General features: G+C 38.8%; 24 protein-coding genes. 5 read left to right on the forward strand and 19 right to left on the reverse strand.

Features of this window, described 5'->3' with window-relative positions:
- Nucleotides 1-59 precede the first annotated feature (59 nt).
- Nucleotides 60-371 carry a DUF1827 family protein gene (locus IGI84_RS09020; protein WP_077454383.1) on the forward strand — a complete coding sequence of 104 codons (312 nt, stop codon included), beginning with the start codon at nucleotides 60-62 and terminating at the stop codon, nucleotides 369-371.
- Nucleotides 372-508: 137 nt separating this feature from the next.
- On the opposite strand, the gene IGI84_RS09025 is transcribed toward IGI84_RS09020, so the two are convergent.
- The 7 genes from IGI84_RS09025 to IGI84_RS09055 form a co-directional block, all read right to left on the reverse strand.
- Entirely contained in the window at nucleotides 509-1,978 is a 1,470-nt protein-coding gene (locus IGI84_RS09025; RefSeq protein WP_220426591.1) for a helix-turn-helix domain-containing protein, read from the reverse strand.
- Between the two features lie 434 nt (nucleotides 1,979-2,412).
- Complete coding sequence (locus tag IGI84_RS09030) at nucleotides 2,413-3,411, reverse strand: DUF916 domain-containing protein (RefSeq protein WP_142424978.1); 999 nt, start codon at nucleotides 3,409-3,411, stop codon at nucleotides 2,413-2,415.
- 46 nt (nucleotides 3,412-3,457) lie between these two features.
- Entirely contained in the window at nucleotides 3,458-3,922 is a 465-nt protein-coding gene (locus IGI84_RS09035) for a hypothetical protein (protein WP_228078649.1), read from the reverse strand.
- Nucleotides 3,923-4,210: 288 nt separating this feature from the next.
- On the reverse strand, nucleotides 4,211-4,831 hold the full coding sequence (locus IGI84_RS09040) for a hypothetical protein (protein WP_220426592.1): 621 nt from the start codon (nucleotides 4,829-4,831) through the stop codon (nucleotides 4,211-4,213).
- A gap of 443 nt (nucleotides 4,832-5,274) precedes the next feature.
- A complete protein-coding gene (locus IGI84_RS09045; protein ID WP_220426593.1) occupies nucleotides 5,275-5,712 on the reverse strand; it encodes a hypothetical protein in 438 nt (145 codons plus the stop codon).
- A 279-nt stretch (nucleotides 5,713-5,991) separates the two neighbouring features.
- Complete coding sequence (locus IGI84_RS09050; RefSeq protein WP_269924085.1) at nucleotides 5,992-7,308, reverse strand: helix-turn-helix domain-containing protein; 1,317 nt, start codon at nucleotides 7,306-7,308, stop codon at nucleotides 5,992-5,994.
- Between the two features lie 892 nt (nucleotides 7,309-8,200).
- A complete protein-coding gene (locus IGI84_RS09055) occupies nucleotides 8,201-8,668 on the reverse strand; it encodes a hypothetical protein (RefSeq protein WP_220426595.1) in 468 nt (155 codons plus the stop codon).
- Between the two features lie 1,424 nt (nucleotides 8,669-10,092).
- Between IGI84_RS09055 and IGI84_RS09060 the strand changes: the two genes are divergently transcribed.
- The 3 genes from IGI84_RS09060 to IGI84_RS09070 all read left to right on the forward strand — a co-directional run bounded on the left by IGI84_RS09060 (nucleotide 10,093) and on the right by IGI84_RS09070 (nucleotide 12,501).
- Entirely contained in the window at nucleotides 10,093-10,593 is a 501-nt protein-coding gene (locus tag IGI84_RS09060) for a hypothetical protein (RefSeq protein ID WP_428207869.1), read from the forward strand.
- A gap of 325 nt (nucleotides 10,594-10,918) precedes the next feature.
- Entirely contained in the window at nucleotides 10,919-11,422 is a 504-nt protein-coding gene (locus tag IGI84_RS09065; RefSeq protein WP_077454391.1) for a hypothetical protein, read from the forward strand.
- A 20-nt stretch (nucleotides 11,423-11,442) separates the two neighbouring features.
- On the forward strand, nucleotides 11,443-12,501 hold the full coding sequence (locus IGI84_RS09070) for a DUF916 domain-containing protein (protein WP_220426597.1): 1,059 nt from the start codon (nucleotides 11,443-11,445) through the stop codon (nucleotides 12,499-12,501).
- Nucleotides 12,502-12,613: 112 nt separating this feature from the next.
- Here the strand turns inward: IGI84_RS09070 and IGI84_RS09075 are convergent, their stop codons facing one another.
- The 8 genes from IGI84_RS09075 to IGI84_RS09110 form a co-directional block, all read right to left on the reverse strand.
- The gene (locus IGI84_RS09075) at nucleotides 12,614-13,384 is read right to left on the reverse strand and encodes a hypothetical protein (protein WP_430600223.1); all 771 of its coding nucleotides are present in this window, start codon (nucleotides 13,382-13,384) and stop codon (nucleotides 12,614-12,616) included.
- A gap of 661 nt (nucleotides 13,385-14,045) precedes the next feature.
- The gene (locus IGI84_RS09080) at nucleotides 14,046-15,626 is read right to left on the reverse strand and encodes a peptide chain release factor 3 (RefSeq protein ID WP_005225872.1); all 1,581 of its coding nucleotides are present in this window, start codon (nucleotides 15,624-15,626) and stop codon (nucleotides 14,046-14,048) included.
- Between the two features lie 191 nt (nucleotides 15,627-15,817).
- Nucleotides 15,818-16,633: a MetQ/NlpA family ABC transporter substrate-binding protein gene (locus IGI84_RS09085; protein WP_096742818.1), complete on the reverse strand. Its 816-nt coding sequence runs from the start codon at nucleotides 16,631-16,633 to the stop codon at nucleotides 15,818-15,820.
- A gap of 5 nt (nucleotides 16,634-16,638) precedes the next feature.
- Nucleotides 16,639-17,307: a methionine ABC transporter permease gene (locus IGI84_RS09090; RefSeq protein ID WP_081118122.1), complete on the reverse strand. Its 669-nt coding sequence runs from the start codon at nucleotides 17,305-17,307 to the stop codon at nucleotides 16,639-16,641.
- Nucleotides 17,294-18,019 (reverse strand): methionine ABC transporter ATP-binding protein, encoded by a 726-nt coding sequence (locus IGI84_RS09095; protein WP_077454397.1) that lies wholly within the window; start codon nucleotides 18,017-18,019, stop codon nucleotides 17,294-17,296. Before IGI84_RS09095 ends, IGI84_RS09090 begins: the two co-directional genes overlap by 14 nt.
- A gap of 10 nt (nucleotides 18,020-18,029) precedes the next feature.
- Nucleotides 18,030-19,046, reverse strand: a complete 1,017-nt coding sequence (locus IGI84_RS09100) for a lipoate--protein ligase (RefSeq protein WP_081118120.1) — start codon at nucleotides 19,044-19,046, stop codon at nucleotides 18,030-18,032.
- Between the two features lie 237 nt (nucleotides 19,047-19,283).
- A complete protein-coding gene (locus IGI84_RS09105) occupies nucleotides 19,284-20,660 on the reverse strand; it encodes a hemolysin family protein (RefSeq protein ID WP_077454399.1) in 1,377 nt (458 codons plus the stop codon).
- A 112-nt stretch (nucleotides 20,661-20,772) separates the two neighbouring features.
- On the reverse strand, nucleotides 20,773-21,888 hold the full coding sequence (locus tag IGI84_RS09110) for an AI-2E family transporter (protein WP_077454400.1): 1,116 nt from the start codon (nucleotides 21,886-21,888) through the stop codon (nucleotides 20,773-20,775).
- 142 nt (nucleotides 21,889-22,030) lie between these two features.
- Here IGI84_RS09110 and IGI84_RS09115 point away from each other — a divergent pair, with 142 nt between their 5' ends.
- Nucleotides 22,031-22,474, forward strand: a complete 444-nt coding sequence (locus IGI84_RS09115) for a GNAT family N-acetyltransferase (RefSeq protein ID WP_077454401.1) — start codon at nucleotides 22,031-22,033, stop codon at nucleotides 22,472-22,474.
- Between the two features lie 58 nt (nucleotides 22,475-22,532).
- Here IGI84_RS09115 and IGI84_RS09120 read toward each other — a convergent pair whose 3' ends face one another.
- From IGI84_RS09120 to recX, 4 genes are all read right to left on the reverse strand, one after another.
- Entirely contained in the window at nucleotides 22,533-23,495 is a 963-nt protein-coding gene (locus IGI84_RS09120) for an N-acetylmuramoyl-L-alanine amidase (RefSeq protein ID WP_195265050.1), read from the reverse strand.
- Between the two features lie 161 nt (nucleotides 23,496-23,656).
- Nucleotides 23,657-24,190 carry a nucleoside tri-diphosphate phosphatase gene (gene ntdP / locus IGI84_RS09125; RefSeq protein ID WP_005225863.1) on the reverse strand — a complete coding sequence of 178 codons (534 nt, stop codon included), beginning with the start codon at nucleotides 24,188-24,190 and terminating at the stop codon, nucleotides 23,657-23,659.
- A 93-nt stretch (nucleotides 24,191-24,283) separates the two neighbouring features.
- On the reverse strand, nucleotides 24,284-25,435 hold the full coding sequence (gene mutY, locus IGI84_RS09130) for an A/G-specific adenine glycosylase (protein ID WP_220426601.1): 1,152 nt from the start codon (nucleotides 25,433-25,435) through the stop codon (nucleotides 24,284-24,286).
- Nucleotides 25,428-26,222, reverse strand: a complete 795-nt coding sequence (gene recX / locus IGI84_RS09135) for a recombination regulator RecX (protein ID WP_008378247.1) — start codon at nucleotides 26,220-26,222, stop codon at nucleotides 25,428-25,430. Before recX ends, mutY begins: the two co-directional genes overlap by 8 nt.
- Nucleotides 26,223-26,259: the final 37 nt, after the last annotated feature.

Here is a 26,259-nt window from a genome sequence, read left to right on the forward strand (position 1 = left end):
TTTGAAAAAAAACGCCCTATAATGTTATTAATAAATACATAGAATGTGAGGTGAGTCTGGTGAAATTAATCAATGTTACGAACAGCCATTCTCGACTAGTATTGAATCAACTTGAAAATACCGACGCAGAACTTGTAAAGGTTTACACAGCCGGAGATACGACCGTGATCTTTACCTCAGCGCCGAACCACAATGAAATTCTGCTGATCAATAAAAAACGAAATATTCGCCCGACAGAAGTAGAAGAAATCAAAAATTACTTTCTAAAAAAATTACCTGATGGCTCGTATGATCCTTCAACCATCTCTGTGATCCAAATGCCTGAAGTGGTTGAAATCTCCATCAAAAAATCCTTATCCTCATCCCATTAGTTTAGCCTAATTACGTCTTAAAAAAATATCTATAAAAGATGACTGTCGCAGCCTTCTTTTATAGATATCTTTTTTGTTTGAATGTAACCAAGAATTTACTTAGCCTTTTAATCAAAACTGTACTCTTTCCGCTAATACTAGCTGATTTTTTCTATCGTATCTGATCGAATTCGTCCTTCAATAATCTTGCTATTGATAAACTCCCCTAATCTTTTCCATGTCTCAATATTATGGATATCTTCAAGAAAGAAAAAATACTGATTTTCTTTCGACTCAACGAACCGATCAGAAATAACAAGATCTGCATCTGCAAAATTTCCTACCATGGTAACTGTCTCTGGTTTGTATACACCTGTTATATAATTTTTCACTAACACGGCATAGTTGGCATGGTACGTAATATGGATCATTACATGCAAGGGTTTTGCCATGACATGTCCAACATAAGAATAGAGCAGCTCAGTTAACTGGGTACTAAATATATCTAAATCTCGCTCTGATATACTTTCTTTGTAAACAGATTTTAACATCTCTTTTATGGTTAAAAATTTATCATTCATCAGTAATTTTTTGTCTTCAAGATAAAAGAAAGAGCTTAAGCTTAGTTTATCTGTGATTAAAGAGCGATAGACCAGCTGGAAGACAAACGTGCGATGAAGATTATCAGGAATGCTATAACTTTCTTCCATTTTTTCTAATGCTTCAACCGCTCTATCCACGATAGGATTTTTTGTTAGTCTCATTAACCCTGCCCCTAAACGCTCACAAATCTCAGGAGTTAAGTATTCTGGAAAGAAATATACAGCAAAGAGATAGTAAAGAAATTTTTCTGATTGAAAAGCAGCATCATTTATTTTTTTATTTAAAGGATAAAACGCTTGGGAAAAGCTTAAATGAAGCTCTTCGTACAAGCACAAACCAATAGACATCTCTTGATCTGAGATCACATCGGTATAGTGGCCCATCTTGTGCGCATCTAAAAAAATTCTAGTTATTCTAGAAAGTTTGTCCCGTTGAATCTTAGTAGGACTCTTTTCGTTTCTATAAAGGTAATTGTTGTCTTCTGCAAATGTCGTAGAATGGCTATTCAAGATATATGAAAGCATTCTGATTTGACTCTCCCTTCCTTCCACAATCAAATAATTCATTCTCTTACTGATCTGACACTCTATCCCCATAGATCGTATGATATCGTTTGCCCTATTGACTAATTTATAACAATAAGACTGACTATAATTAAAATGAGTGGATAGTTTGATCATCCCCACTTTTCGATGCCTAAGAAAGTAAATCAAGACTTGGAAAACGGCACTTTGCTTAATATACGTTATTTTCAAATTTGAATACAGCGAAGGATAAGTTCCTGATGCTTTCAACGTGGATATCCGAAATAATCGATTTTCGAATCTGATCAGTGCGTCTGTCGTGCTTGTGTTTTCTATGTAATCTTCGTTTATCTGCATGATTAATGATTTCACATTGCGGTTCGTAAGTGAATGCTTACAAGCTAATTCATCGATTGATGCTTCCGTCCTTGAAATAATATCCTCTAATAAATTCAATTTTTGTTCTTGCCGCTCCGTTAGAAACAACTTCCATAAATCCATGGTAATCTCCTTCTTAACGATAGTTACTTCTGTGATGTTAGTTAACTCATAGTTAACAAGAAAACATATAACATTAGTTATTAATAAAAAAGAATATCTCTTTTATGCTAAAATCTGCTGCTTTTTAATAATAAAAAGCAAAAAGAAATGATCCTGCCGTTCATAAAAAACTACTGCAAGGATCATCAATTACTCAAAGGACCAATGAAGCCAACCGATTTGTAAAGTCCTTTAACGATTTACCACCGAACCTTTTCCCTGATCAAAGTGAAAAAAACTATAGAAAATAAGCAAGTACAAAATAAAAACAGCTTTTTTCGAGACAGTCCTGTGGGAGAGCAAAATCAGCGGCCGCCCAACGGTCTGTTAAAGGATTAAGAAAGATTTTACGCAACAAGAAAAGTCTAGGGGTAACGATCTCCCCTAAACTTCTCTTATTTTTTTAGCAATTTTACAAGCGTTAAAATAAGCAAAACGGAAACGAGTGATAAGGCGATGACCAACCAAAGATTGGCTTTTGATTGAACAGTAATTGTATTGCTAGAATCAGCAGCCTCCTCAATAAACTGGTCGACCTCTTCCTTTGTGTAATGAAAATATGTTGTCGTTTCGTCGTTGCCATCTGATCGTATAAATTGATACTCCCCAGACATCAATTCGGCCCCATCCAACAATGGGACATTAAAGAGCGTTTTTATATAGGGTGAAAGAACAATCTGTTCCGACTCTATCTTCCCTTCAGCGATAATCTCCTGATTGGGATTGATCACACGATAGGTGCCACCCTCAGCATAGGTCACAAGCGGATCATTATTATATAGATAATAAGAAAGAGTCGTTGTGTCTCCAGTAATCGTAAATTCAAAATCCCCGATAGTCTGTTTTGTTCCTTTAGCCAGTTCATTCAGTTTTAGGCGAACGACGATTACTTTCTGATAGACTTGCTGAATATCTACAGAATCTTTATTTTCTTGTATGCCGATTACCTGAGAAAAATTGATCCCACCTAATACTTCCCCATGAATCCTTTTATTTACATTAATGATGATTTGAACATCTCGACTTTGCTTTGCATCTAATTGCAAAAAACCATCAACGAAATTCCCATCTTGCGGTTGGATTTTTACATAATTTTTTAAATCATAATCTTGGTTCAGTAAATTTTCTGTTTCCGCTACATAAGTCATCGAATTCCTCGTGGAAACAGCGATACTTGGAAAAACCGAGACTTCAATGGCATAGTTTTCAAGATTGGTAACAGTTGCCGTATAGCGATATTCCTGATTCAATTGAGGTGCAAATTGAATATCCTTTACCTGACTTGTCTCATCATCAGCTTGGATCGAAACATTAAATGAAGAGCTGATCTGTTCTTCCGCTGCTACACTTTCAGTGTAAAAGAACATTCCTAAGAACAGGCAAAAAAAGACCACCTTAAAAAAACCGTATTTCTTCTCGCAGTCAGAACTAGACATGAAATTAAGGTGTAACGTCCGTAGCTTCTGATGCAGTCAAAGTGATTAGATAATCTGCTTTTTTGGTACTGTCAAATGTTGCTGGATCGATCGTATAGTCAAAAGTACCTGTTTGAGTTGCTTCGTATCCCTGCTCTGCTTCCACACTGAATACTTCACTTGTAGCCACGGTTAGACCAGGTGCACTTGTTTCTCCCGGCACTTGTGCTGTGATCACCACTTTTTTTGCACCAAAGGATTTATTCGCTAATGTTCCCGATAGTGAGAAAGTACCTGATAGCGGATCTGCTTTTGCATCCGTAAAACTAATCTCTGCAAAGTCAACCGTTTTTGTTTCAGCAGGTGTTTCTAACGTAAATGTTGCTGTTCCTTCGTTAACAGTTACAGCAACTTCCTCTGCTGCTACAGGTACGGACACACCAATAGAGAGAGCAAATAATAATGCTGTTGCTAAGATAACCTTTTTCATTGATTTCATTCCTCCTTATATATTTTTTTGTAAGAATCGAGCTTACAAAAAAACTATACACTATTTTTTTTGGCAAACTTCTCTTCTTTTTGCAATTTTTTTCACCAAAAGAATAAAGGTTTTTTTAATCTTATCTCGCGAAATTTTCATTTGCCTCCATAAAAACTGGTGGCAGTTAACGAAAATAAATAGACATGAAAAGTGAAATTTTTTCAGATAACAGTCGTAACGCTTATTACTTTGACCCATTCTCTCTAGCAAACAAGGAAAAACCAAGCCACTATTTGTTTATTCCGGCATGAAGGAAGTATCAGTCGTTTCCATTTCTTCCATCAGAGAAGAACGTTCACTACTCTGCAAGAGACTCTCTGTGGAAAAGGTTGTCTCTGTTGAAGAGGTGCTTGTCGTAGCTGATTCCTCTACACTCTCGTCACTCTCGACGATGGATGCATGGTCTTCTTGCTTGTTACTTGACGGCAAAAGTGAAGACGACAAATTTTGATTCGTCGCTACAGAAGAGAGTTCCGTGATGGTAAAAATTACTTTATAGTTACCTTGATCTGCCGTCAGAAATTTTTTAGGATCTAATGTAACGTAAAAATGGTGGTCATCCATCGTTTCTGTTGCCACCATTTCTGCCGCATTTTCAAAAGCAGCGCTCAAACCACTGCCATTTGAAGAGATCTCCAAGTGATAAGCCGTTGTCACATCACTGGCAGAACTTTCAACTTTTAGACTACCTTTATAACTCAGTAATTCATTGCTAAAATCAATCTCCTGAAAATCAAAAATGATTGGTTCTTCCACCGTTAGCGAAAAACTCGCTTCTGCAGCATAAATTCGTTCCGTATGCAATAAAGAAAAACACGAAACCATTAAAAGACAGCTTGCTTTAATCCGTTTCATCATTCTAGTTCTCCTTGAGTAAAAATACCTATCTGTTTTAAGGCAAGACACGATTCACTATTACCAAACAAATGACATCCTTCCCTTTCTTGGGGTATCCCTCCGCTTAGAAAGATGGCCTCTACTCGACAAAGGTAAAAAACTGATCGTAAAGAGAGGGAGATCTTTTGTTCATCATATTCCCTTACGCATGTTCTCTTCAGTCAGTTATCGTCAATAACTCCCTCAACAGCCATTCATCCAGTCAAAAAATAGTTATTGATTTTGGTCTTATGAATCCTTCTCCGCTTAAATCATAGCATAAATGGAAAACCCTCAATTCTCCTCAAAATGCCAATATTTACAGTCTAGGGAGAATTGATTTCCTCAATGATGCAAAATGACACAACAGTTTATTTGTTTTAAGTCAGAGCTATTCTTCTATATAGCCAAAGGAACTTTCACTTTTATGGTTTCACCACCCAAGCTTCATCATAGTAATCGATCGTAAATTCAGTATTTGGAAATTCAGTCTTCATAAATTGCTTTATTACCGCCAACTCTGTTTCAACATTTGTAATCAAAGTGATATATTCTACCTTGTTTGTGTCCTTCAACTCGACTATGTATTGTTCTGCATCTGTCCAATGGGCATCAATAAATGTGAAAGCTACCTCTTCAGAGGCATGCTTAAACCCATCCATTATCAAAACGTTAGTGGAATCAACGATTTTCAACGTGTCTTTCAGGATATTCAATGAATCAACGATATATTTTTCTACTTGATCTAGGCCAAAGTTTATCGGAAACACGCAATTTCGATAGAAATGATCGTATCTTTTGTTAGCAAAACGTATGGAATACATTCTTTCACTTAAGCGTATATTTTCTATTATTTCCATCATCTTCAAATCACCTTCAGGTTTATTTATTACAAATAAAATTGCTATAGTTAAAATACCGCAATTCCGACTATTTTATTTATCTTTTTTTGTCAAAAATTTGCACATTATTTAGCAATTTTTTTTAATGCGGTCTCAAGCAACTCAAAGTAAGCGGTTCTTTCTCAAACAAGAAAAGCACCTGAGGCCAATTTCCATTTCGTTTTTTAGCACTCATCTGCCAGCAACCCAAAACAAATTTTGAAACGACTCAAAAAAAGAGAGCGCCAGCTGCGCTCTGCTTTATGTATATTTCGCCAAGATCGCTGATTGGATCATGGCATTCAAATTATCCCAATCTCTTGTATTATGAACATTGCCAAAAAATGCAAATTTTTGTGACGCATTATGGATCAGCACACCATCTGAAACCAAAATATCAGAGTCAGCTAGATTGGCATTAAACTTGATAACTTTCTCATTATAGATTTTCAATAGCGTATTTTTGATAACAGGGATATATTCCGGATGATTCAAAAGAGAGATACCAATATTGATTTGATCTTCTTTTTGGATAGGGAGGTAGGAAGTAACGATTTGGGAAAGCTTACGAATAAAAAGCGGCTCTCTTTCGATCCATCCCCGATGATTATTAAGGACCCGATCTATGATAACCTCCACTTCAACCAGTCGATCATTTGTATAATCAATCTCCCCGATTGACAAAAAATTATCTAGATACAGATGGATATAGCCCCAAGTATTGATCACTACTTCATAGATAAAAACTGATGAAGCCTGCTTTGTTAGAGCATATTTCTTTGAAAGTTGTTCAAGAATCTGAGAAGCAAAATCCACATAATCATTGTTTTCAAGCATGAGGAATTTTTCCCCGATCACCTTTTTTTCAGACTCTCTCACTGTTTCTGGGATGAAAAGCACCCGCCAAAAATAATAGTAGACTAGTTCTTTTTCCACATCAGATTGATTGCGAATAGGAAAAAGATTTGCCAGCTGTTGATCATTTTCTTTCTTTAAACAATGATAAAGCGCTAATGTTGACGCATCAACTCCAGGAACAATATTCCCTCGGAGAATGGCATTTTCAATAATAGAAAAAACGATCGCATGCTTGACCTTTGTCGTACGCAACGTCTCATAATCTTTGGCGATCCACTCCACACTAGAACGGATGGGATGTTCTGTATAAACATTACAGGCCATGACTTCGACGAGATAATGATACATGCGAATACATGATTCTTCCCCTGTTAATTGAATCGAATCACTGCTATTACTGATTTTTATCGGTACATTTTGGACCGCGAACATTTTTTTTAAATAACTAAGCAGTTTATAACAATAGGAAACACTAAAAATCAGCTCTTCTGAAATATCTACCATTCGTGTTTTTCGTTTTCTTAATAAATAGATGAGGAGTTTGTAATAGGGAGATTCCAAAAAATACTTTTTTTTGAGGTTTACAAAAATATACAGACTTTGTTCTTGATTTAAATCATCAGACAGATGAAGTGTTCTTTTTTCAAGAAAAAAAAAGGAGTCCTCCAGCGTTGAAATACCGGCTAGATCATCATCGATCTCAGTTAAGAGAATTTTCACCTGATAAAGTGACTTACTGAGGGATTCTCCAATCGCATCTAAAGAAAGTTGTTTTTCAACAACAAGATTTCTTACAATTGTTAGTTTATCAACTTGTTTCTTGGTTAAGTAAAACCTATACAATTTTTCTATATAATCCAATTTTTTAACCGCCTTAATAAAAAAATATCCCAGCTTCCAATTATAATAAAAAAACTTTAAGTAACTGCCAAATCATTCACAAAACGGTCATTTTTAATCATTTCTTCAACTTTAACTCATTTTAAGATTTTTATCTTAATCTGAAAAGTATTCTGACTGAGCGTAGTATTCACTGTTATGATACCCATTTTGATATTGTAGCTCTGACTTGATCGATCTGCTTTTGGTACCAAAAATGAATCTACATACGAAGCTTGTTCTTCAAACTCCGCAAATATGTGAAGAAAAAAAAGCCTTTCTACACTTTCTGCTACTAACTGATTCACAAAAAAAAAAGCTTGATTCAGCAGCGCATCATTTATAGGAAAACTAAGCTTGCTCACTAAGATCCTTTCTACTGGCTAGGAGTGTTAGTCATAAGAAAGGGAAAATCAGCAGTCACAATGATGGTTCACTCTGTTCATGGAATCAAAGTTCTTTCGTCCATTGTAAAAAAAAGCAAGCTGGCTTCTACAGGAATAGTGGATTTGTAGCTTCTCGCCTATTCGATTGGCCAATGGCTCTCCTAGGGGGCTGAGAAAGCTTGCTATTAATGTCTCAAGAAATTGACTGCTAGCTTTGTCCTTCTATCCACTTGCCGATGACAATCTAAAGCAAAGCCCTTTTACTAAGGCATAAAAAAGCACGGAAAAATGTCAGAATATTCAAACATAAATCCCGATAGAAAAGGACGAACTTCTAGAAAGAAGGATCAAGTTCCTTTTAGAGTACTGCGTTCTCGTTTTATCCAGCAATCTTTGTATTCATAGATATTCAAAATGACCAAGTCATCCGTCAATTCATTAAATGCGTCAATCAATTCTTTATCCCCCGCATCAACATTTCCTACTACCTTAAAGTCATAATAGTTGCCCGATTTGTCTACACATTCGATCACATAACAAATAACATCTCCCCAAAAATGCTCTAGTCGATGGTGACAACCGGCTTGATCTAAGCGTGCATGTTCCGCGATACAAAACACAGGCTGGATCGTGTGGGTAAGGATGTTGATCTCCCCTAAAGAATCTTCCAAATATGCTAGCGTTTCAGCGATATCTGCTTTTTGATCAACAATCAGATTTCGCTCTAAAATCGAATTTACTTTATTACTGAAAAAACGAACGCTTATCATCAAAGCCTTTTGCTGTTCAATATTTTTTTCTTTAGACTGCAGCATATTTTCACACTCCTAAAAAGAACTTTAATCCTCTTTAATAAGCATATAGCATCTTCTTTTTTAATTTTATCGTCTTTTGATGAAAAAAACTAAAAAAAAAATAATCATTTATTATAATAAGAAGAATTTGCCAGTTACAGAAAAAAATGAGTGTTGAATTTTTTAAACGAGGCTCTACCTTGAAAGTCAAAGACTACCCCAAGAGTTGCTAATTCCCTTCACGATCCATCCTGATAAAATAGGAGGCATCCGGTTTTTGAATTGACAGTTCTCATGAATTGCACTTTCAAACAATGGGTTCTATTGAACTTTCGATTACATCAGAAACCCTAACTCTGTTAGCTTTCTTCACCAGACCCTGCTGGTCATTCCTAAAAATGATTCCGCTGAAATCCCTCTTTTCTTTGTAAGAATTTCATATCGCTGGCACTCCTTCACCCGTCATCACAACAAACATAATTTTACCTATACTTTTTGGGACTGTTCAATCATAAATGATTTCTCAGCCCCAGATTGATATGAAATAAAAAAGCCGATCTTTCTCAAATAAAACCTTAACCTGACACAAGAAAACAACAGAGAAAGTGAAATGCTCTACGAGGTCATTCTACCAAAAAAAAGCCAAGATTAACAGATTAAAATGCACATTATATAATTTATTTAAATAATTTTGACGATATTCAACAAAATCTTTATTCTATGCCAATTTTTGTACCACTTGAAAAGATTCCTGAGAAAGCAGGAAAAAGCAATCTTAAGGACAGTTGTAGAGAATAAAAACGATCACTTAAATACAGCTCTCAGAAAACTTGTTCTTTATTTCAGTGAATCTTGTTTTTTAAGAGACTAAATCAACGGGTTGAAGTCAAGTCTTTTTTTGACTTCTGCACTTCATCTAACCTACCTGAAAAACCTCCACAATATAGTGGCTGACGTTTACGCTGGGCATACTACTTTGCTTATGAACGAAACCGACTCAGATAAAGAAAATGACCTATGATCTTTCTAGAGAAACGCCAATGCCAACAAACCAAGAGGATTGTGTTACTACAATTTTGACCGACAAATCACAGCAATTACTCCGAATAGCATCGGGAAAAGTGCTTTTTTAGCAACAGATCATGCATCACAAAATGGAGAGATGCTCTGGATGCCACCAGTTTAAAGCAATGGTTTCATTTGTTGTTCCTCTAATAGGCTATTTTTGCTTTACTCCTTCGTTTTTAGTAATACAGGAACTTCCATAGGAAAAACAACTTATCCCTCCTTCCAAAATTCCCAGCAAAACAAACAACCTTATTTTTAATCAGTTTTCTACACTATTTGTTGTTAATTTGCAAATATATAGATAATATTCACGATAATTTCCCTTTATACTTTTTATATTCAGAAAAACATCTGAAAATCTAGAACGAGGTTTAAAAATGAAAAAAACTTTCTTAAGTATCACTCTCGGAGCCACAATCTTACTAACGGGTGGAGTCAATGCGACCGCCTTAAGCGTCAGCAATCCTAATAGCGACCCCCTCAAAGTTACCATCTTAGATGGAAATTCTGCTTTCGCTTTTCACAACGAAATGCGTTTAACGAATGGGGGAAGGTTTACTATCGGAGATGCCTTTTTCGAAAATAGCACTCTTTCTGCGCGAGGAGGAATTTCAAATGTGGGCGGCGCACTATTTAATTACACTCGCTCACCCATTGAGGTGATCGTTGAAGTCAAAGCCCCTGAACAAAGTGGCATCCAAATCACTGATAACCCAACAGTGACGATCAAAGCCGAGGCTATTTCTCGTGGAGAAAACACGATCAACTCCACTTATTCCGTTAGCCGTGAGACTGCTCTCTTAACAGAGCCACCAATAATTACTGTTACAGCCAGACTTTCAGGGGAAAGTGAAAACTTTTCTTGTGTATCACTATAAGCAAAAAAGATCGCCAATTTTTGTACACAATCGAATCATCCGAATCTTTTCTATAAAACGACAGAGACTTATTTATCAAGTCTCTATCGTTTTCATTTTATAAACAAAAACCGACGCAGTAGTTTGCAGATCGTTGCTGCCAGCTTCAAATGAACAAATGATAATCGCAATAACAAATTTTAACCACAATAAAATATTCCACCGTATATATTTTATATATTTTCAAAAAAATTAGCACTAAATCGGATAATCGCTACCCTAAATTGCATATTATAATTCATTTAAGCAGTGCAACAACTGCAATAATTAAAGTGAGGTTTTGAATATGAAAAAAATTGTTCTAGGCAGTACATTCATTGCATCTTTGTTGTTAGCCGGAGGAGTCAACGCGTTTGCTGTGACAGATGTCCCTGACCCGATAACGATTCCGATTGAACTCGAATATGGAGATGCATCTTTCGTGTTTAATGACGGCATCGCCTTGGAAGAACCTGTACAGATTACTGATGTTTTATTAAACAATGGAACTGTGGCAGGAACTATCTTAAATGTAGGTGGTACTTTGACCAATTTAACTGCTTCTGAAGCAATCGTTAATTTTGCTGTTAACGCGCCTGATGACTTTGATGGAATCGTTGTCGACGCCACTAATCCTAACACTTTGACTGCTGATCCTGTTGATATTGAATCCCTAGGAACAGACATAACATTTACAATCGATCAAACATTTGCACAAGCTTTTGCTGCATTGGAAGAAGATGCAGACGCTCCTGTGATCACTGTAATTGCACAAGATGGTACCGATCCTGGTCAAACTCCATCACTATAATTTTTAAAAGGAAAAAAATCATGAATCATACATTCAAACACAGAAATTCTTTTCTAAGGATTTCTGTGTTGCTTCTCTTTATAGCATTCATTAGCAATGCAAGTATCCGTCGCGTAAATGCCGATGAAACTGCGAATTCATTAAAACTTACACTTAGTGAAACGGAGTACAAAACTTCTGACAATACCTTGAGTATTTCTCCTGAGATGGAGACGGCGTATATTGTTGAAATTACACTAGAAAATGTTGGATCCGGTGATTCATCCATTGTTGTCACACCTTACACCTCCACTGCTCTCTCACGAGAATCAGCTATCATCTATAGCGATGACCTAAACTTACTGCTAGATGACAAGTATAACTTTTCCAATTATGCATCGATCGAATCAGAGGCATTAGATGACGATAATCAAATTGAGATCCCTCCGAATGAATCCGTTCTGGTGACCGTTACGATTACTCTTCCAGAGGAGCCTGCACGTGAAGGAACCGTGATGGGGTCAATCAATTTTAGCCAGATCATGGGTCTTGAAACAGCAGAAGATTCAATCGGTATCAAATCTGTGTATGAATCACTTATTTTTATCAACTTACTTTTTAGTGAAGTGGAAGAGCTCAAAGACGTCGTTTATGAAGATTTCTCCTTTGTTGCGCTTCAAGATACGGTAAACCTACAATTTTACGCCCTCAACTATAATCCTATTTTAGGCAACTTGAACAATGCGCTCTACGAACTAATAAACCCAAATGGAGAAATAATTGCCTCTGGGGAGTTAGCAGATTCCGTTCTTTTAACGCCGTTAACCAAATCAAGAATGCAAGTCCCTTTAATAGACAATAGTGAACTTATTGAAGGCGAATACCGTTTGACAATAGAAACAAGTAGAAAAGCAATCACCACTCTTTTTTCTTATGAGAAAGAAGACCTGGATGACTTCAAAAAAGAAAGCATTCCAACAAATACTGTCACTATTCAGTCAGACAATCAATTGTTTATCTGGATCATCCTAATTCTCTTAGCAGCACTTACAGTGTCAGTCATATATATAGTAAGATCAAAAAGAAAAAGAGAGGGCTAGCTCCTCTCTTTTGTGCTGTTTCTGCTTATTCCACTGCTCATCAATTATTGATAGCTTCCTTTTTAAAGTAATGTTGCGTATCGCCTCGCCGAAGTGGGGCAAGAAAAACCGCTCATATCAAATAAGCGGTTTTTCCTGATATATGCCTAAATATTTTTTCTTCAATGATCATTTCTTTTGAAAAAAAGGTTGCTGTCTCGTACTGGCTTTTCTCCCCTAAAAAAAACTCAGCACTAGCCTCATCCTCGACATCACTGATCGAATCTTCTAGTTTGGTAGAATCATTATCAAGGGAGTCTTCTTCCAAGTTTGCTTGCTCGTCGTAATTAGATTCTGCTTCTTCCTTTTGGCTCTCGGATTCATCTTCGATGCCATTGTCTTCTTGCTTTTCATCGTCTTGGTCTTCATCTGTCAAGTTTTCATCCGGTATCTCTTCTTTTTCCTCATCCGTCTGATTCATTTGTATCTCTTTCGTAAAGGTCTCTGAATCATCAATTGCTGTAAAAGTGACTGATAGGTAGTACTCAGAGTCGGAATCAAGATATTCCTTTATGTTCAATGTTGCAGCTATGTTAAGAATCATTGATGCTTCATCAGCATCCTCAATCTGAATGATCATCTCTTCCGAACCGTTCACGCTGTTTAGTTCTGCTGAAAATGCTTCTCCAACAGCAGTGATTGTAACGCCAAAAGCACCTTCACTGCCGTTGCTATCGACAGTCAGCTGAAGATCTTGTGTGGTTCTTAACAAATAATAGTGTTCATCCTTAAAGTCAATCGTGTTTAAATCAAAAATCAAAGTTTCGGAAACGTCATCAGCCATAGCCTCTAGTGTTGGAAATAAAATCATCACCGAAAAAATGAATAACAAACTTTTTAGCACTACCTGATCCCCTTTCTTCTTTCAGAAATCACTTTTATTTAACAAATAATCATTCGCTTTAGCAAAATCGAGACATAGATAACTAGCAGACTAGCAATGAGACTAATATCCATTTTGGAGTCACGAAGCCATGGTTCACCAACTGAAAACTTAAGCCATCTGTTAGGAGTGCTTCAAATGAAGTTTCAAGGTCTATAACCAAATCCTGCTCAGATATCTTCACTAGTAGCATCTGACAAAATGAAGATGTCCCTCAATCAATGAATTAAATGCCCTCAAACACTGGCAATCTCTTCTCTGCTTTTCCTCTACTTTCAAACAAGAAGAAAATTTCCTAATCATTAAATGTTGCCTAGGCTATTTTTCTATTCATTTCAAATGCAATTCCTTGCTGTCATCTTTAATACTACGCTCTTTTCCCGACTCAATTTTATCTTCTTTTAAAAGAATGTTTATGAATTAGGATAATTTTTTCAGAAAATTCTTCAATCAGTGAATCATTCACGACTAATCCCACATTTCATTCTGCATCAAAAGCACCCTGGCAGCATAAAAAAGCCCCTTCTTATCCATTTTGATAAGAAAGGACCTTTTACCCTAAAAAAGATTCACGCTACCCACAAAGCTGAGTATACCTAAACAGTCTAGCGGGAAACGGCTCTTACATCAAGCTCTTCAATTCGACATCTGGGTACTTGTCAGCGAACCAACGCATTGCAAATTGATTTTCAAATAAGAACAATGGCTGATCGAAACGGTCTTTCGCTAAAATGTTACGGCTTGAGCTCATGCGCTCATCTAAGTCTTTTGGATCGATCCAGCGAGCGATCTTGTGGCCCATTGGGGTCATAATAACTTCGGCATTGTACTCATTCATCATGCGGTATTGGAAAACTTCAAATTGCAGCTGCCCGACAGCACCAATGATATACTCATCACTAAGATACGTCTTGTACAACTGGATGGCTCCTTCTTGGACCAACTGATAGATTCCTTTGTGGAATGATTTTTGCTTCATCACATTTTTTGCAGTGACTTTCATAAAGAGTTCCGGAGTAAACGATGGTAGCTCTTCGTAAGCAACTTTGAGTTTTCCTTCATAAATCGTATCGCCGATTTGATAATTTCCCGTATCATAAACCCCGATGATATCTCCAGCGACTGCTTCTTCAATATTTTCTCGGGTATCTGCCATAAATTGTGTCACATTGCTGAGTTTCATTTTTTTGCCAGTACGCTCAAGTGTCACGTCCATGCCTCGTTCAAAGGTTCCTGAACAAATACGGACAAAGGCGATCCGGTCACGATGGGCAGGATTCATATTTGCTTGGATCTTGAACACAAACCCGGACATTTCTGGTTCATAAGGACTGACTTCATCACCGGCCAAAGTTTTGTGACCATAAGGTGCTGGTGCAAAGGACAAGAATGTTTCCAAAAAGGTCTGCACTCCGAAATTCGTAAGGGCGGAACCAAAGAACACGGGTGTTTGATCGCCACGAGCGATTTTTTCTGTGTCAAAGGCATCGCCAGCTTCTTGCAGCAATTCCACTTCTTCTAAAACTTGTTGGAACAGCCCATCTTCGGCAAATGGATGGTCTGCAGGAAATTGTCCATTTTCATCTAGGGCAACTAAACGTTCCCCACCGTGATTGTCTGGACGGTAAAATTCGACCCGTTGGTTATGGATATCATACAGCCCTTCTAAGCCTTTCCCCATGCCGATCGGCCAATTCATTGGAAATGATTCGATCTCTAAAAGATCTTCTAGCTCTTCTAGTAATTCTAATGGTTCACGGCCATCACGGTCGAGTTTATTGATGAAGGTAAAAATTGGAATGCCGCGTTTTTTAACCACTTGGAAAAGTTTTTTCGTTTGCGCTTCGATCCCTTTTGCGCTATCGATCACCATAACCGCACTGTCCACCGCCATCAAGGTACGGTAGGTATCTTCAGAAAAGTCCTCATGCCCAGGAGTATCTAAAATATTGACCCGTTTGCCTTGGTAATCAAACTGCATAACGGAACTGGTAACGGAGATCCCCCGTTGTTTTTCAATTTCCATCCAGTCGGACTTTGCGAAATTGCCAGTCTTTTTTCCTTTGACCGTACCGGCTTGGCGAATCGCACCACCGAATAGTAATAATTGTTCTGTAATGGTTGTTTTCCCCGCATCCGGGTGGGAAATAATCGCAAAGGTACGGCGACTATCGACTTGTTGTTTTAATTTTGGATTATCCATTGATTCTATTGCTCCATTTCTTGTATTTACAATGCGAACAGTGACCATTTTAGACTGTCGCTAGTTTTCTGACCAAATCAGTATATCATGGATAAGGGTGATAAAAAAGCAAAAAAAGACAAGAAATCCCTTTGACTACTCTCTTTTACAGAGTTAGGCAAAGGGCGTTCTTTCCATTTGATAGAAACAAATTAAAATGCTGGCAATAACGTATCACTATGCTCGTTTTCTAAAAATTCGCGAACCTTATCGCTAGTCATGGCACGGCGCAAAACGGCGATTTTTTCAGAATCTTGATTGTCTTCTCGAGCAACCAATGAGATAGCAAAGCGATCATCGATGGTCTTTTCTAAGAAAAGGGCATCTGCTGGTTTCAAACCGATTTTCGCAATATAGGTTGGGTAATTGTATACCAAAGATACATTTGGCTCATCATAGGCTTCCGCAAGATTCAGTAGATCGACAGATAACCATTCAAAGTTTTTCGGATTTTCTGTAACGTCTTTAAGTGTTCCATTGACCCCAACGCCATCTTTGAGAGTGATCAACCCTTCTTCTGCTAAAATCGCTAACGCTCGACCTTCATTGGACACATCATTCGGCAATGCGACTTTCGTTCCCTCTGGAATATCATTGATATCCGTATACTCTTTGGAATAAAAGCCGACTTTTGCGTTGTAGATTTTATCTAATGCCACTAGGTTTGCATCTTTTTCTTCATTATACATTTGCATATATGGTTCATGTTGCGCAAAGTTGGCATCGACCTCGTCATTATTCAGCAACTCGTTGTACTGGATATTGTCATTGACTTGAACCAATTGGATCTCCCAACCATCTTCGACCGCTTCAGCAGCAACTTTTACGACATCGGTCATTGGTGTCGTTTGTGAAGCGACTTTGATGATTTTCTCTTCGCTCGCCTCATCAGAGCTGGAACCGCAAGCCCCCAATACACCTAACGCCAATACACTCAATCCTAAAACAAATCCTTTTTTCACTTTCATTCCTCCTATTTTCGTTTATCAAGTTTTCTTGCTGCTTGATTGCCAATCCCTTGCAGGATAAAGACCAAAAGAATCATGATGATAATTGCAAAATACATGACGCCATATTCATAGCGTTGATAGCCATAGCGGATCGCAAAATCGCCGATCCCGCCGCCGCCAACGATCCCCATCACCGTCGAATAAGAAACCATGCTGACTGCTGTCGTCGTCAAGGATAAAATCAAGCCACTTCTGGCTTCTACTAGTAAAAATGACCAAACATACTGCCATTGACTGACGCCCAAGGATTTTGCCAAATAAGAAACTTCTTCTGGGACATCCAGCAGTACTTGCTCCGTCAAGCGAGCAAAAATACTCATAGCAACGATGCTCAAAGGAAAACTGGCGGGGATCGGTCCAAATGAGCTACCTAAAAGCATCCGCGTCAACGGGATCAAGGCTACGACAAATAATAGAAATGGAAACGAGCGAATGATCGTCACGATTAAATTCAGACACTCATAAAGAAATGAGATTTTTTTCCCACGACTGCGACTGAGAAAAAGCCAGACACCTAACGGCAGGCCTAAGGCAACGGCTGCAAGCATCGAAATGCCCATCATGATCGCTGTTTCTTTCAAAGATTCCAGCAATTCAGGCAGATAATACAAAATACTCTCACTGATCGTCATGCAGCAAACTCCTCTCCACTTTGTTCACATAAGAGCTTTCAATGCGGACAATTGGCTGTGGCTGATTGGCAAATTCCGCCGCAAAGACGGCATCTTCCAAAACAAACACACGTTGACAAATTTGTCGGACGGCCGATAGCTCATGACTGACAAAAACGACTGCTGGCTGGAACGTCTGTTGAACTTTTTGCAGCAAAGCAAGTACATCCGCTTTGGTGTCTTCATCCAGCGCACTGGTGGGTTCGTCACACAATAAAATTTTCGGCTCACGGATCAATGCTCGTGCAATAGCCACTCGTTGTTTCTCCCCACCGCTCAACTTGGCTGGGTAGATGTGGGCTTTGTCTTCCATCCCAACAAACGAAAGCATCTCCAACACCTTCTCCGAGGATTTCCCCATTAATTTCAAAGGCAAATAGACGTTTTCAAAAACGGTTCGATTGTGCAACAGATTGTAATTTTGAAAAATCATGCCGATTTCTTGTTGCGCATGTAGCAGCTGCTTTTTGTTCGATGCATCGATTTTTTTGCCATCAAAAAGTAATTCCCCGCTGTCTGGGGTTTCAATCAAGTTTAAAAGCCGAAGCAACGTCGATTTTCCTGAGCCGCTTTTGCCGACGACCCCAACGATTTCCCCTGCCTGAACCGAAAAAGACAAACCATCGAGAACCTTTCGATCATAACGCTTTGTGAGATTGATCGCTTCTAACATCTTTTTCCTCCTAATCAAACAGCAATGCTAAAAATTCAGAAGTGGTCATCTGATGGATAAATTGCTCGATGGCGATTCCCTCTAGCAAGTGGCTGATGGTACTTTGTTCAAAATCAACCCCTTGCAACATTGCTTCCAGTTCACTGATCTCTTTTTGCCCAAAAAAGTCACCCGTAATTTGGAGTGCTGCGATCTTGCCTTTGTTCACAGTAAAATCGACTTCAACGATCCCTACTTGTTCAAACCGCTTTCTTTTTTGCCATTCAAATGCTGGGGCTTCATTGAAAATCCACTCATTATTCGCATACCGCTCTTCAAACAACGTTTGGATCGCTTGTCGATCGGTTTCCGTCAAGACGATCTCTTGATCACTGATTTCATCGATGGTGGCTACTTCGTAGATATGGCAAAGGAGTGTATCTCGAAATTCCTTGGTATCCATTGATTGGTATTGCTCTGCCAAATAAGGTTTGATATTCGTCACACTTTTCCGCACGGATTTCGTTGCTTTAGAAGCAATTTTTTCTTGGGCAACGTGTAGAACGTTCGTCAATTCTTCCAGGTTCACATCATACATCAATGTGCCATGAGAATACGTCCGGCCTTTTTTTGTATACATCGCATTGCCAGAAAACTTTTTCCCATCAATGAACAAATCATTGCGACCGTGTACTTCAATATCCTTGGCTCCCATTGCCGCTAACCCCTTCATGATAGGTTGCGTCGCACTTTGATAATCGCCAAAACTTGTGGCATCTTTTTTAGTGACAAAACTAAAACTCATGTTGCCTAGATCGTCATAAACCGCTCCACCACCAGATGTCCTGCGAGTCAAAACGATATTACGGCTTCGCAAATACTCAAAATCGATCTCTTGATACGCATTTTGATTTCTACCGATTATAACACATGGTTTTTGTATGTATAACAGAAGACAAGGTTCTGAAACATCTATGTTATCCATCAAGTACTCTTCAGTTGCCAAATTGTAACGAATATCTTCACTAAGCATACGGTAAAATTTCATTATAAGCCCCTCGTTCTTATTAGATTTCTATGGACATTCTCGCTTTTCTTTCGAAAAAATGCAATCAAATTGCTTGAAGATAAGATACACATGTTTTTTTATCTGTTTTTAAACTGTATTATTGATTAGATTTATCGTAACCGTTTCTTACAAACAAATCAAGGGGAATAAGTAAAAAAGGAACAAAAAAGACCAAAGCAAATGCCTTGGTCTTCCTCATTTCATTTATACGGAACTTTAACGGCGCGGCTCATCTTCCTCAAAATCTTTGCGGAAATAGCGGCGCTCTTCCTCTGGTTCCACTTCGCCGTCTTCAGGGTCGTGGAAGATCACCCGAATCTTCAAGACCCGTGAGCCTTCCATTTCTTCAGAGATCAGCTTTACGTTGTCCACTTCAAAGGAAAGTTTTTCTCCTTCATCAGGGATCAATCCTAAAGCAGTGATCAAATATCCCGCCATCGTATCCACATCACTCATATGCAAGCTCATGTTGAAGGCTTCATTAAAATCATCGATCAACATGCGGCCTTGAATGACATATTCTTTATCAGAGATTTTCTCATAAAGCTCTTCGACTTCATCTGATTCATCATCGATCTCGCCGACGATTTCTTCAAGCAAGTCTTCTAGTGTAACCAACCCAACGACGCCGCCATATTCATCAAGCAAAATCGCCATTTGGTTTTGGGTTTTCTTTAATTCATAAAGCAAATCATCGATAAAGACCGTTTCTGGCACAAACAATGGTTCTTGTAGAATTTGTTTGATGTCCATCGTATCAAAGCCGTATTTGTACGCACACTTCAATAGATTTTTGGTATGTAGAATCCCTACGACTTTATCTTTATCTTCATTATATACAGGAATACGAGAATAATTTTCTGCTAAAATTTCAGTCAAAATTTCTTCTACTGAGTCATTGATGTCCACCATAAAGGCTGAGGTTCTAGGAACCATGACTTCCCGGGCGACTTTCGTGTCTAATGAAAAGATCCCTTGCAGCATCTCTAATTCATCTTCTTCAAAGACCCCTTCTGTTTCCAACATATACCGCATTTCATCACGGGTCATCTTCGTGTCTTCATCGTCAAATTCCATTGGAGTGATGCGCGCCAATAAACTTGTCGAAGCAGATAAGAACCAGACGAAAGGTTTGGCAATAATCCCGATCGTTCGAATGACACCAGAAGTGAACTGGGCAACTTCTTCTGATTTGTTCATAGCGATCCGTTTTGGATACAACTCACCGAAAACGATCGACACATACGTCAAGATCGCTAAAACGATAATATTCGCTAAGCTTTTAGCCGCCGTCCCTCCACCTAATAAAGGTGCCAAACGGGTCGACAAGGTATCTGCCAGAGATGCCCCAGATAAAATATTCACCAAGGTAATCCCAACTTGGATCGTTGACAAGAAATTTGTTGGATTATCAATGATTTTCAATAATTTTTGTGATTTGACATTTCCTTCTTCCGCTTTTTGCTCCACACGGTTTTTGTTGACTGAGACGACTGCGATCTCAGAGGCCGCTAGAAAAGCGTTGATCAATGTCAAAACGATCAATAATAAAATTTGCGCTAGAAGCGACTGACTCTCGGGGTCAGCATTCATAATAGCATTCTCTCCTTATTTTTTCATTTTCTAAAAAAAATCGTGGGCTTAGCCCACGATAAAATCCTATCACAAAGTTTTTTTCTTTGCAATAAAAAACACCAGTCATTGATTATTCAATCAACCGTTCCTGATTTTTCTTAATTTTGTCATCTTTGATTAGGCGAACAATAAAGACGACAATCGTTCGGCAAATCGCATAAAATGGCACACCTAAGAAAATTCCTAATAAGCCAGCTAGATTACCAGCAACTAATAAGACCAAAATGATCGTTAACGGATGGATCGCCAATGATTTGCCGATCACATTCGGGTAAATAACATTTCCGTCTAATTGTTGGACGATCAGAACCACGATACAGCATAGTAGCGCTCGGAAAGGTTCATCAAAGACCGTCACTAATACCGCCGGAATCAAGCCAAGATAAGGACCTAAATATGGGATCAAGTTCGTAACCCCTGCGATCACACCGAATAAAAAGGCATAATTGACGCCAATCATCCAGTAACCGATGAAGGTGAAGGTACCAACAAAGATACATTCGATCGCTTGCCCACTGATGTAGTTGGACAATGTTTTGTTTAGGTCGCCCAGCAAGCCAACGATCTGCTCTCGTCTTCTTTCTGGAAAGACAGTTTTCAGATTAGGAACCAGCTTTTCCCCATCCTTCAGCATGTAAAACAAGATAAAAGGTACGGTCACGATGATCATTGTTGCGGAAGCGATTGTACTGACGATCGATCCTAAACTGGTGGATAATCCACTAAGAAACTGCTGTAGCAATGAGCCGTAAGAAAGATTTAGGTTTTCTAATTGCTGGGCGATATCGATTTGTTTGAAGAATGGATCATCTGCGATTCTTGAGATCCAGCTCTCCATATTCTTGGCAAATGTTGGAATATTTTCTGCCAATGAAGAAATCTGACTCACCAAATTAGGAATAACACTGACGAAAATCAAGATGATGGCTGCTACTAATAACAACAGAACGAGTATGACAGCAAACAGCCGTTTTATTTTGGTGGTTTTCATCAAAAATAAGACGATTGGATTTAGCAGATAATAGAGAAAGCCAGCAATCAATACTGGTGCAAATAAAGTAGAAAAAAACGTGCCGATCGGTGCAAATAGAAAATTGACTTTACTTAACACAAATACAAGTGTCACTAAAACCAATGCTTCCAAAGACCAAAAGAACAGTTTTGATTGTTTGAATTTGTCGAACAAAAGATTCCCTCCCTTTTTTATAACATTATAGATGATTTTGAAAAAAAAAGCTTGCGACTTTAGCCGCAAACAAAAGAAATTTGTAAAAAAAGTGGTATACTATTAAAAATAACGGAGAAATATTAGCTGAGGTGAGTTTTTTATGCATATTGCACAAACAAAAGATACGCTAAGTGACATTTATCTGGCGTCATTGAAAATACGAAATCAAGTGTTCGTGAAAGAGCAAGGTGTTCCATTAGCATTGGAAGTAGATGAAAATGAAGCATTGGCAGTCCACTTCGTCTTATATGACGATGATAATGAAGCAGTCGCAACCTTGCGTTTCTTACCTATCTCTGATCATGAAGTGAAGTTGCAGCGAATGGCAGTCCCCGCTGCTCATCGTGGTTCAGGTTACGGCAGACAACTGATCGAAGGTGCGGAAGCCTTCATTCAAAAACAAGGAATCAAAAAGGTCACTTTAGGCGCACAATTAACCGCCAAAGAGTTTTACTTGAAGTTAGGCTATCAGCCTGAAGGCGATGTCTTTTTAGACGCGGACATGCCCCATATCAAAATGAGCAAAACCTTTAACGAGAAGTGATTCCTTAAAACAGCGACCATAAAACAGATCCTTCCTCTGTTTTGTTGTCGCTGTTTTTTTATTCCTCTGCTTCCACGATCTCTTTAATCGCTGCCAGCAACGCTTGCGCCACCTTTTGATCATAGCCGTCACTCGTGATCACTGACAGATCGGTGTCACTGTTCAAATAGCCTAACTCCAATAAAACTGCTGGAAGATATTGTTCCCGCAACACATAATAGTTACCAAAACGGGTACCGTTGGAACTCAATGCCACCGAGGAACTCAAATTGGCAGTGATCGTTTCTGCCATCTCTTTTGCCCCAGTATAGTAATAGTATGTTGTCAGTCCTTGATTGCTGTTTGGTATTTCTGAATTATCGTAATGAATGCTGATAAATAGATCTGGTTCTTCTGAAAGCGAAGCAGCGGTAATATCTGACAGCGAGAGATAACGATCTTCGGTGCGTGTATAACTGACTTGAATACCTGCTTTGGTCAGTGCTTCGCCGATCGTTTGGACCGTTGCTAACGTCAAATCTTTTTCCATGATCGTTTGATCCGTCGAAAGTGCCCCAGAATCTTCGCCGCCGTGACCTGCATCAAGGACGACTTTGAAGTTCGATAAATCTTTTGGTACTGCCGAAAGCGCGACTTCTTGAATCGATGCTGATTGCTTTTCAATGTAACCTGTTACCCCATCATCTGTTTGTATTTCAACCATCTCTTCTGTTTGACTGATGAAGGTTGCCCAACTTCCTCGATGGATTTTTCCAATGACTGTCTCTTGACTTGTTGTCTGATAGATCGATACATAATCGTTCTCACTTTCAACCGCTGCATCGTATTCTGAGGGATCTACATAAATTTGGACCATACTGACAGTCTGAGCGGTCTCTTCTGTTTGAGCGTTAGGCTCAGTTTGAGAAGTACTTTCTTGACTCTCCTCACGAGCGGATTGGTCATTTCTCAACACAGCAAACCCCGCTGCAAAAAGCAGAATCATGGTGGTCCCGATAACAAGCTTCCCTTTTTTCTTCATGTGCTTCCCCCACTTATTTTCTTAGTCTCTTTATCATGGGACTATCAGCTTAAACGGAACTTAAAGCCTGCTGATGGAAGCATTCCTTTAGAGACACAAAAAAACTCCAACCAATTTGGTTGAAGTTTCTTGGGAAAAATGAGCGATCCGACCCATTTCACTTATTTTTGAGACAACTGCTTGTAGCGATCATACCAAATGTCCACATACCCTTGCGAAAAGGGTCCTTTGCCATTATTGATCCAATCTACTAAAATTTTGACATTTTCTTTCAAGATAAAATCAATGTCTTGCGGATATTGCATAATCTTACTGTGCAATTCATACTCATCCACATCTAGTAAACGTTTCTCGCCATCAGGAAATACTTTGATATCAAGGTCATAATCGATATATTTCAATGCCTCTTCATCAAGTAAATACGGTGAAGCAAGATTACAATAATAGGAAACCCCCTTCTCTCGAATCATTGCAATAACATTAAACCAGTATTTTTTATGAAAATATACAATTGCTGGTTCACGGGTAACCCAGCGTCTTCCATCTGATTCGGTCACTAGTGTATGATCGTTGACCCCTATCACTGAGAATTCACTGGTCTTTAAGACCATCGTATCCCGCCACGTTCGATGCAAATTGCCGTCATGTTTGTAGCTTTGAATGCTGACAAACTCTCCTTCTTTTGGAACTCGCATAGCAACCCTTCCCTCAGCAAGAAAACTTGCGTTTTGTTTGGGTGTTCATTACACCGACATCGTTAATATTATAGCAATAAAAGAAAGCTTTGCCTAGAAATCTTTATCGAGTTTCTGATATTTCTTTAATTGCTCGACTAATTTCTGCTGAGGTTTTGGAAAAACATAGTTTTGAAAGGACTCTTTGGCAGCCCATTGACTGTCTTGTAACGTGAGCTCTCCCCGTTTTCTGCCATAAAATAAAAGGACATGCCATTTCAAATGACTAAAGATATGCGTGATCTCACCAAAATGTCGTTTTTGCCAAACGACAGGCAGATCAGGAAAAATCTCGAGTGCATCATCTTCGACAATCAAATCCAACTGCAACTGCTCCTCTTTTGCCCATGTCCGCTGCAAAGCCTCATATTGTTCTTTCGTTACTTCTACCAACGGGAAATGCCACATAGAGGCCAATAAGCCTGTTTCAGGTCGCTGCACAAGTAGAAACGAGCCTTGATCTTCGATGGCGCCTGCGATGTAGTAGACATCCTTGGGCTTGGCTTTTTTCGATTTCACTGGAAAGTCTGTTTGTCGATTCTCTGCATAAGCAAGACAGTACTGGCTGATGGGACACTCTTCACATTTCGGTGTGGTGGGTGTACAGATTCGTGAGCCAAGATCCATCAAGGCTTGATTAAAATCACCGGGTTCATCGGGGGAAATGATCGTTCTCATCGCCTCGTCGAATGGTCTTCGGCTGCTAGCTTTCGCAATATCTGCTTCGATACAAAATAACCGACTGACGACCCGCATCACATTTCCATCGATCGCCGGTTCTGGTAAGCCAAAAGCAATACTGCCGATAGCACCAGCTGTATAGGGACCAATTCCTTTTAGTGAACGAATCTCCTCAATTGAATCGGGCATTTTCCCGTCGAATTCTGCCACGATTTGCTGGGCAGCCGCCTTCAGATTGCGGGCACGAGAGTAATAACCTAGACCTTCCCAAACCTTTAACAGCTTTTGTTCTTCAGCTTCAGCCAAGTCTTGGATCGTTGGGAATTGCTCCATAAAACGGTAAAAATAGCCAATCACTGTTTCCACTCGTGTTTGTTGAAGCATGATCTCTGAGATCCAGATTGCATACGGATCGTTGGTCGCCCGCCAAGGAAGATTGCGTTTTTCTTTATGATACCAAGTTAAAAATGTTTCTTGGAACGTCTCGATTTTTTCTTCATCCCAAGTTTCCCATTGCTTACTCATCCATTACTTCCTCATCTAAGAATCGTTGTATATCATCGATGGCAAACCCTTTTTGATAAAGGCCTTGCTTGATTTTCATTTTTCGTTTCATCAAGGGCAAACGTTGATGCCGCCGCATAAGGCGAGCACCTTCCCTTTGGAGCGCTTCATTTTCTTGGTCTTCATCTTTTTCCATCGGTAATTCATCCAAAATCATTTGAATGACTCCTTGATGAAAACCTTTTTGCATCAAATGCATTTTTATCTTTTGGATCATTTCTTTATGGCTTTTATTGTGAAAACGACGCATCGCTTTTTCAGCCGTATGATAACCGACTTCAAACTGCATCTCCTCGGTATACAAAGGCAGTACTTCTTGAATCACGGGATCTTTCAAGCCTTTTTTTCTCAATTGCTGGCTGATGACCACGGGTCCTTTATCACTCATACGGACTTGGGTGCGAATGTAGCTCTCTCCATAGTTTTTGTCATCGATCAAATTCAGCTCTTTTAGACGTTCAACAACTAAGTCTCGGTCTTGTTTTTCGATTTCTTTGTCTTTCAAATAGGTACGGACTTCCATTTCAGAACGCAGCTGATAGCTGATATAGTTCATGGCTTGCTGCAATCCTAAATCAAATCCTGCACTTTTTTTGATTTCTTTTAATTCTTCTTCACTCAGTTCCTTGCCTTTTAATAGCCGAAAACGGACCAAAAGATCTTCTGAGACCCGCAGCGTTTCACCTTCTGATGTCGCCACTTCATAAAAGGGTCCTTTTCCTTTATTGATACGAATAATTGTATTCATCTTCTTCACCTCGCGAACGTACATTCTATTTTACCAC

It is taken from the genome of Enterococcus sp. DIV0008 (assembly GCF_050542615.1).
In the GTDB taxonomy this organism is placed as follows: Bacteria; Bacillota; Bacilli; order Lactobacillales; family Enterococcaceae; genus Enterococcus_D; species Enterococcus_D innesii.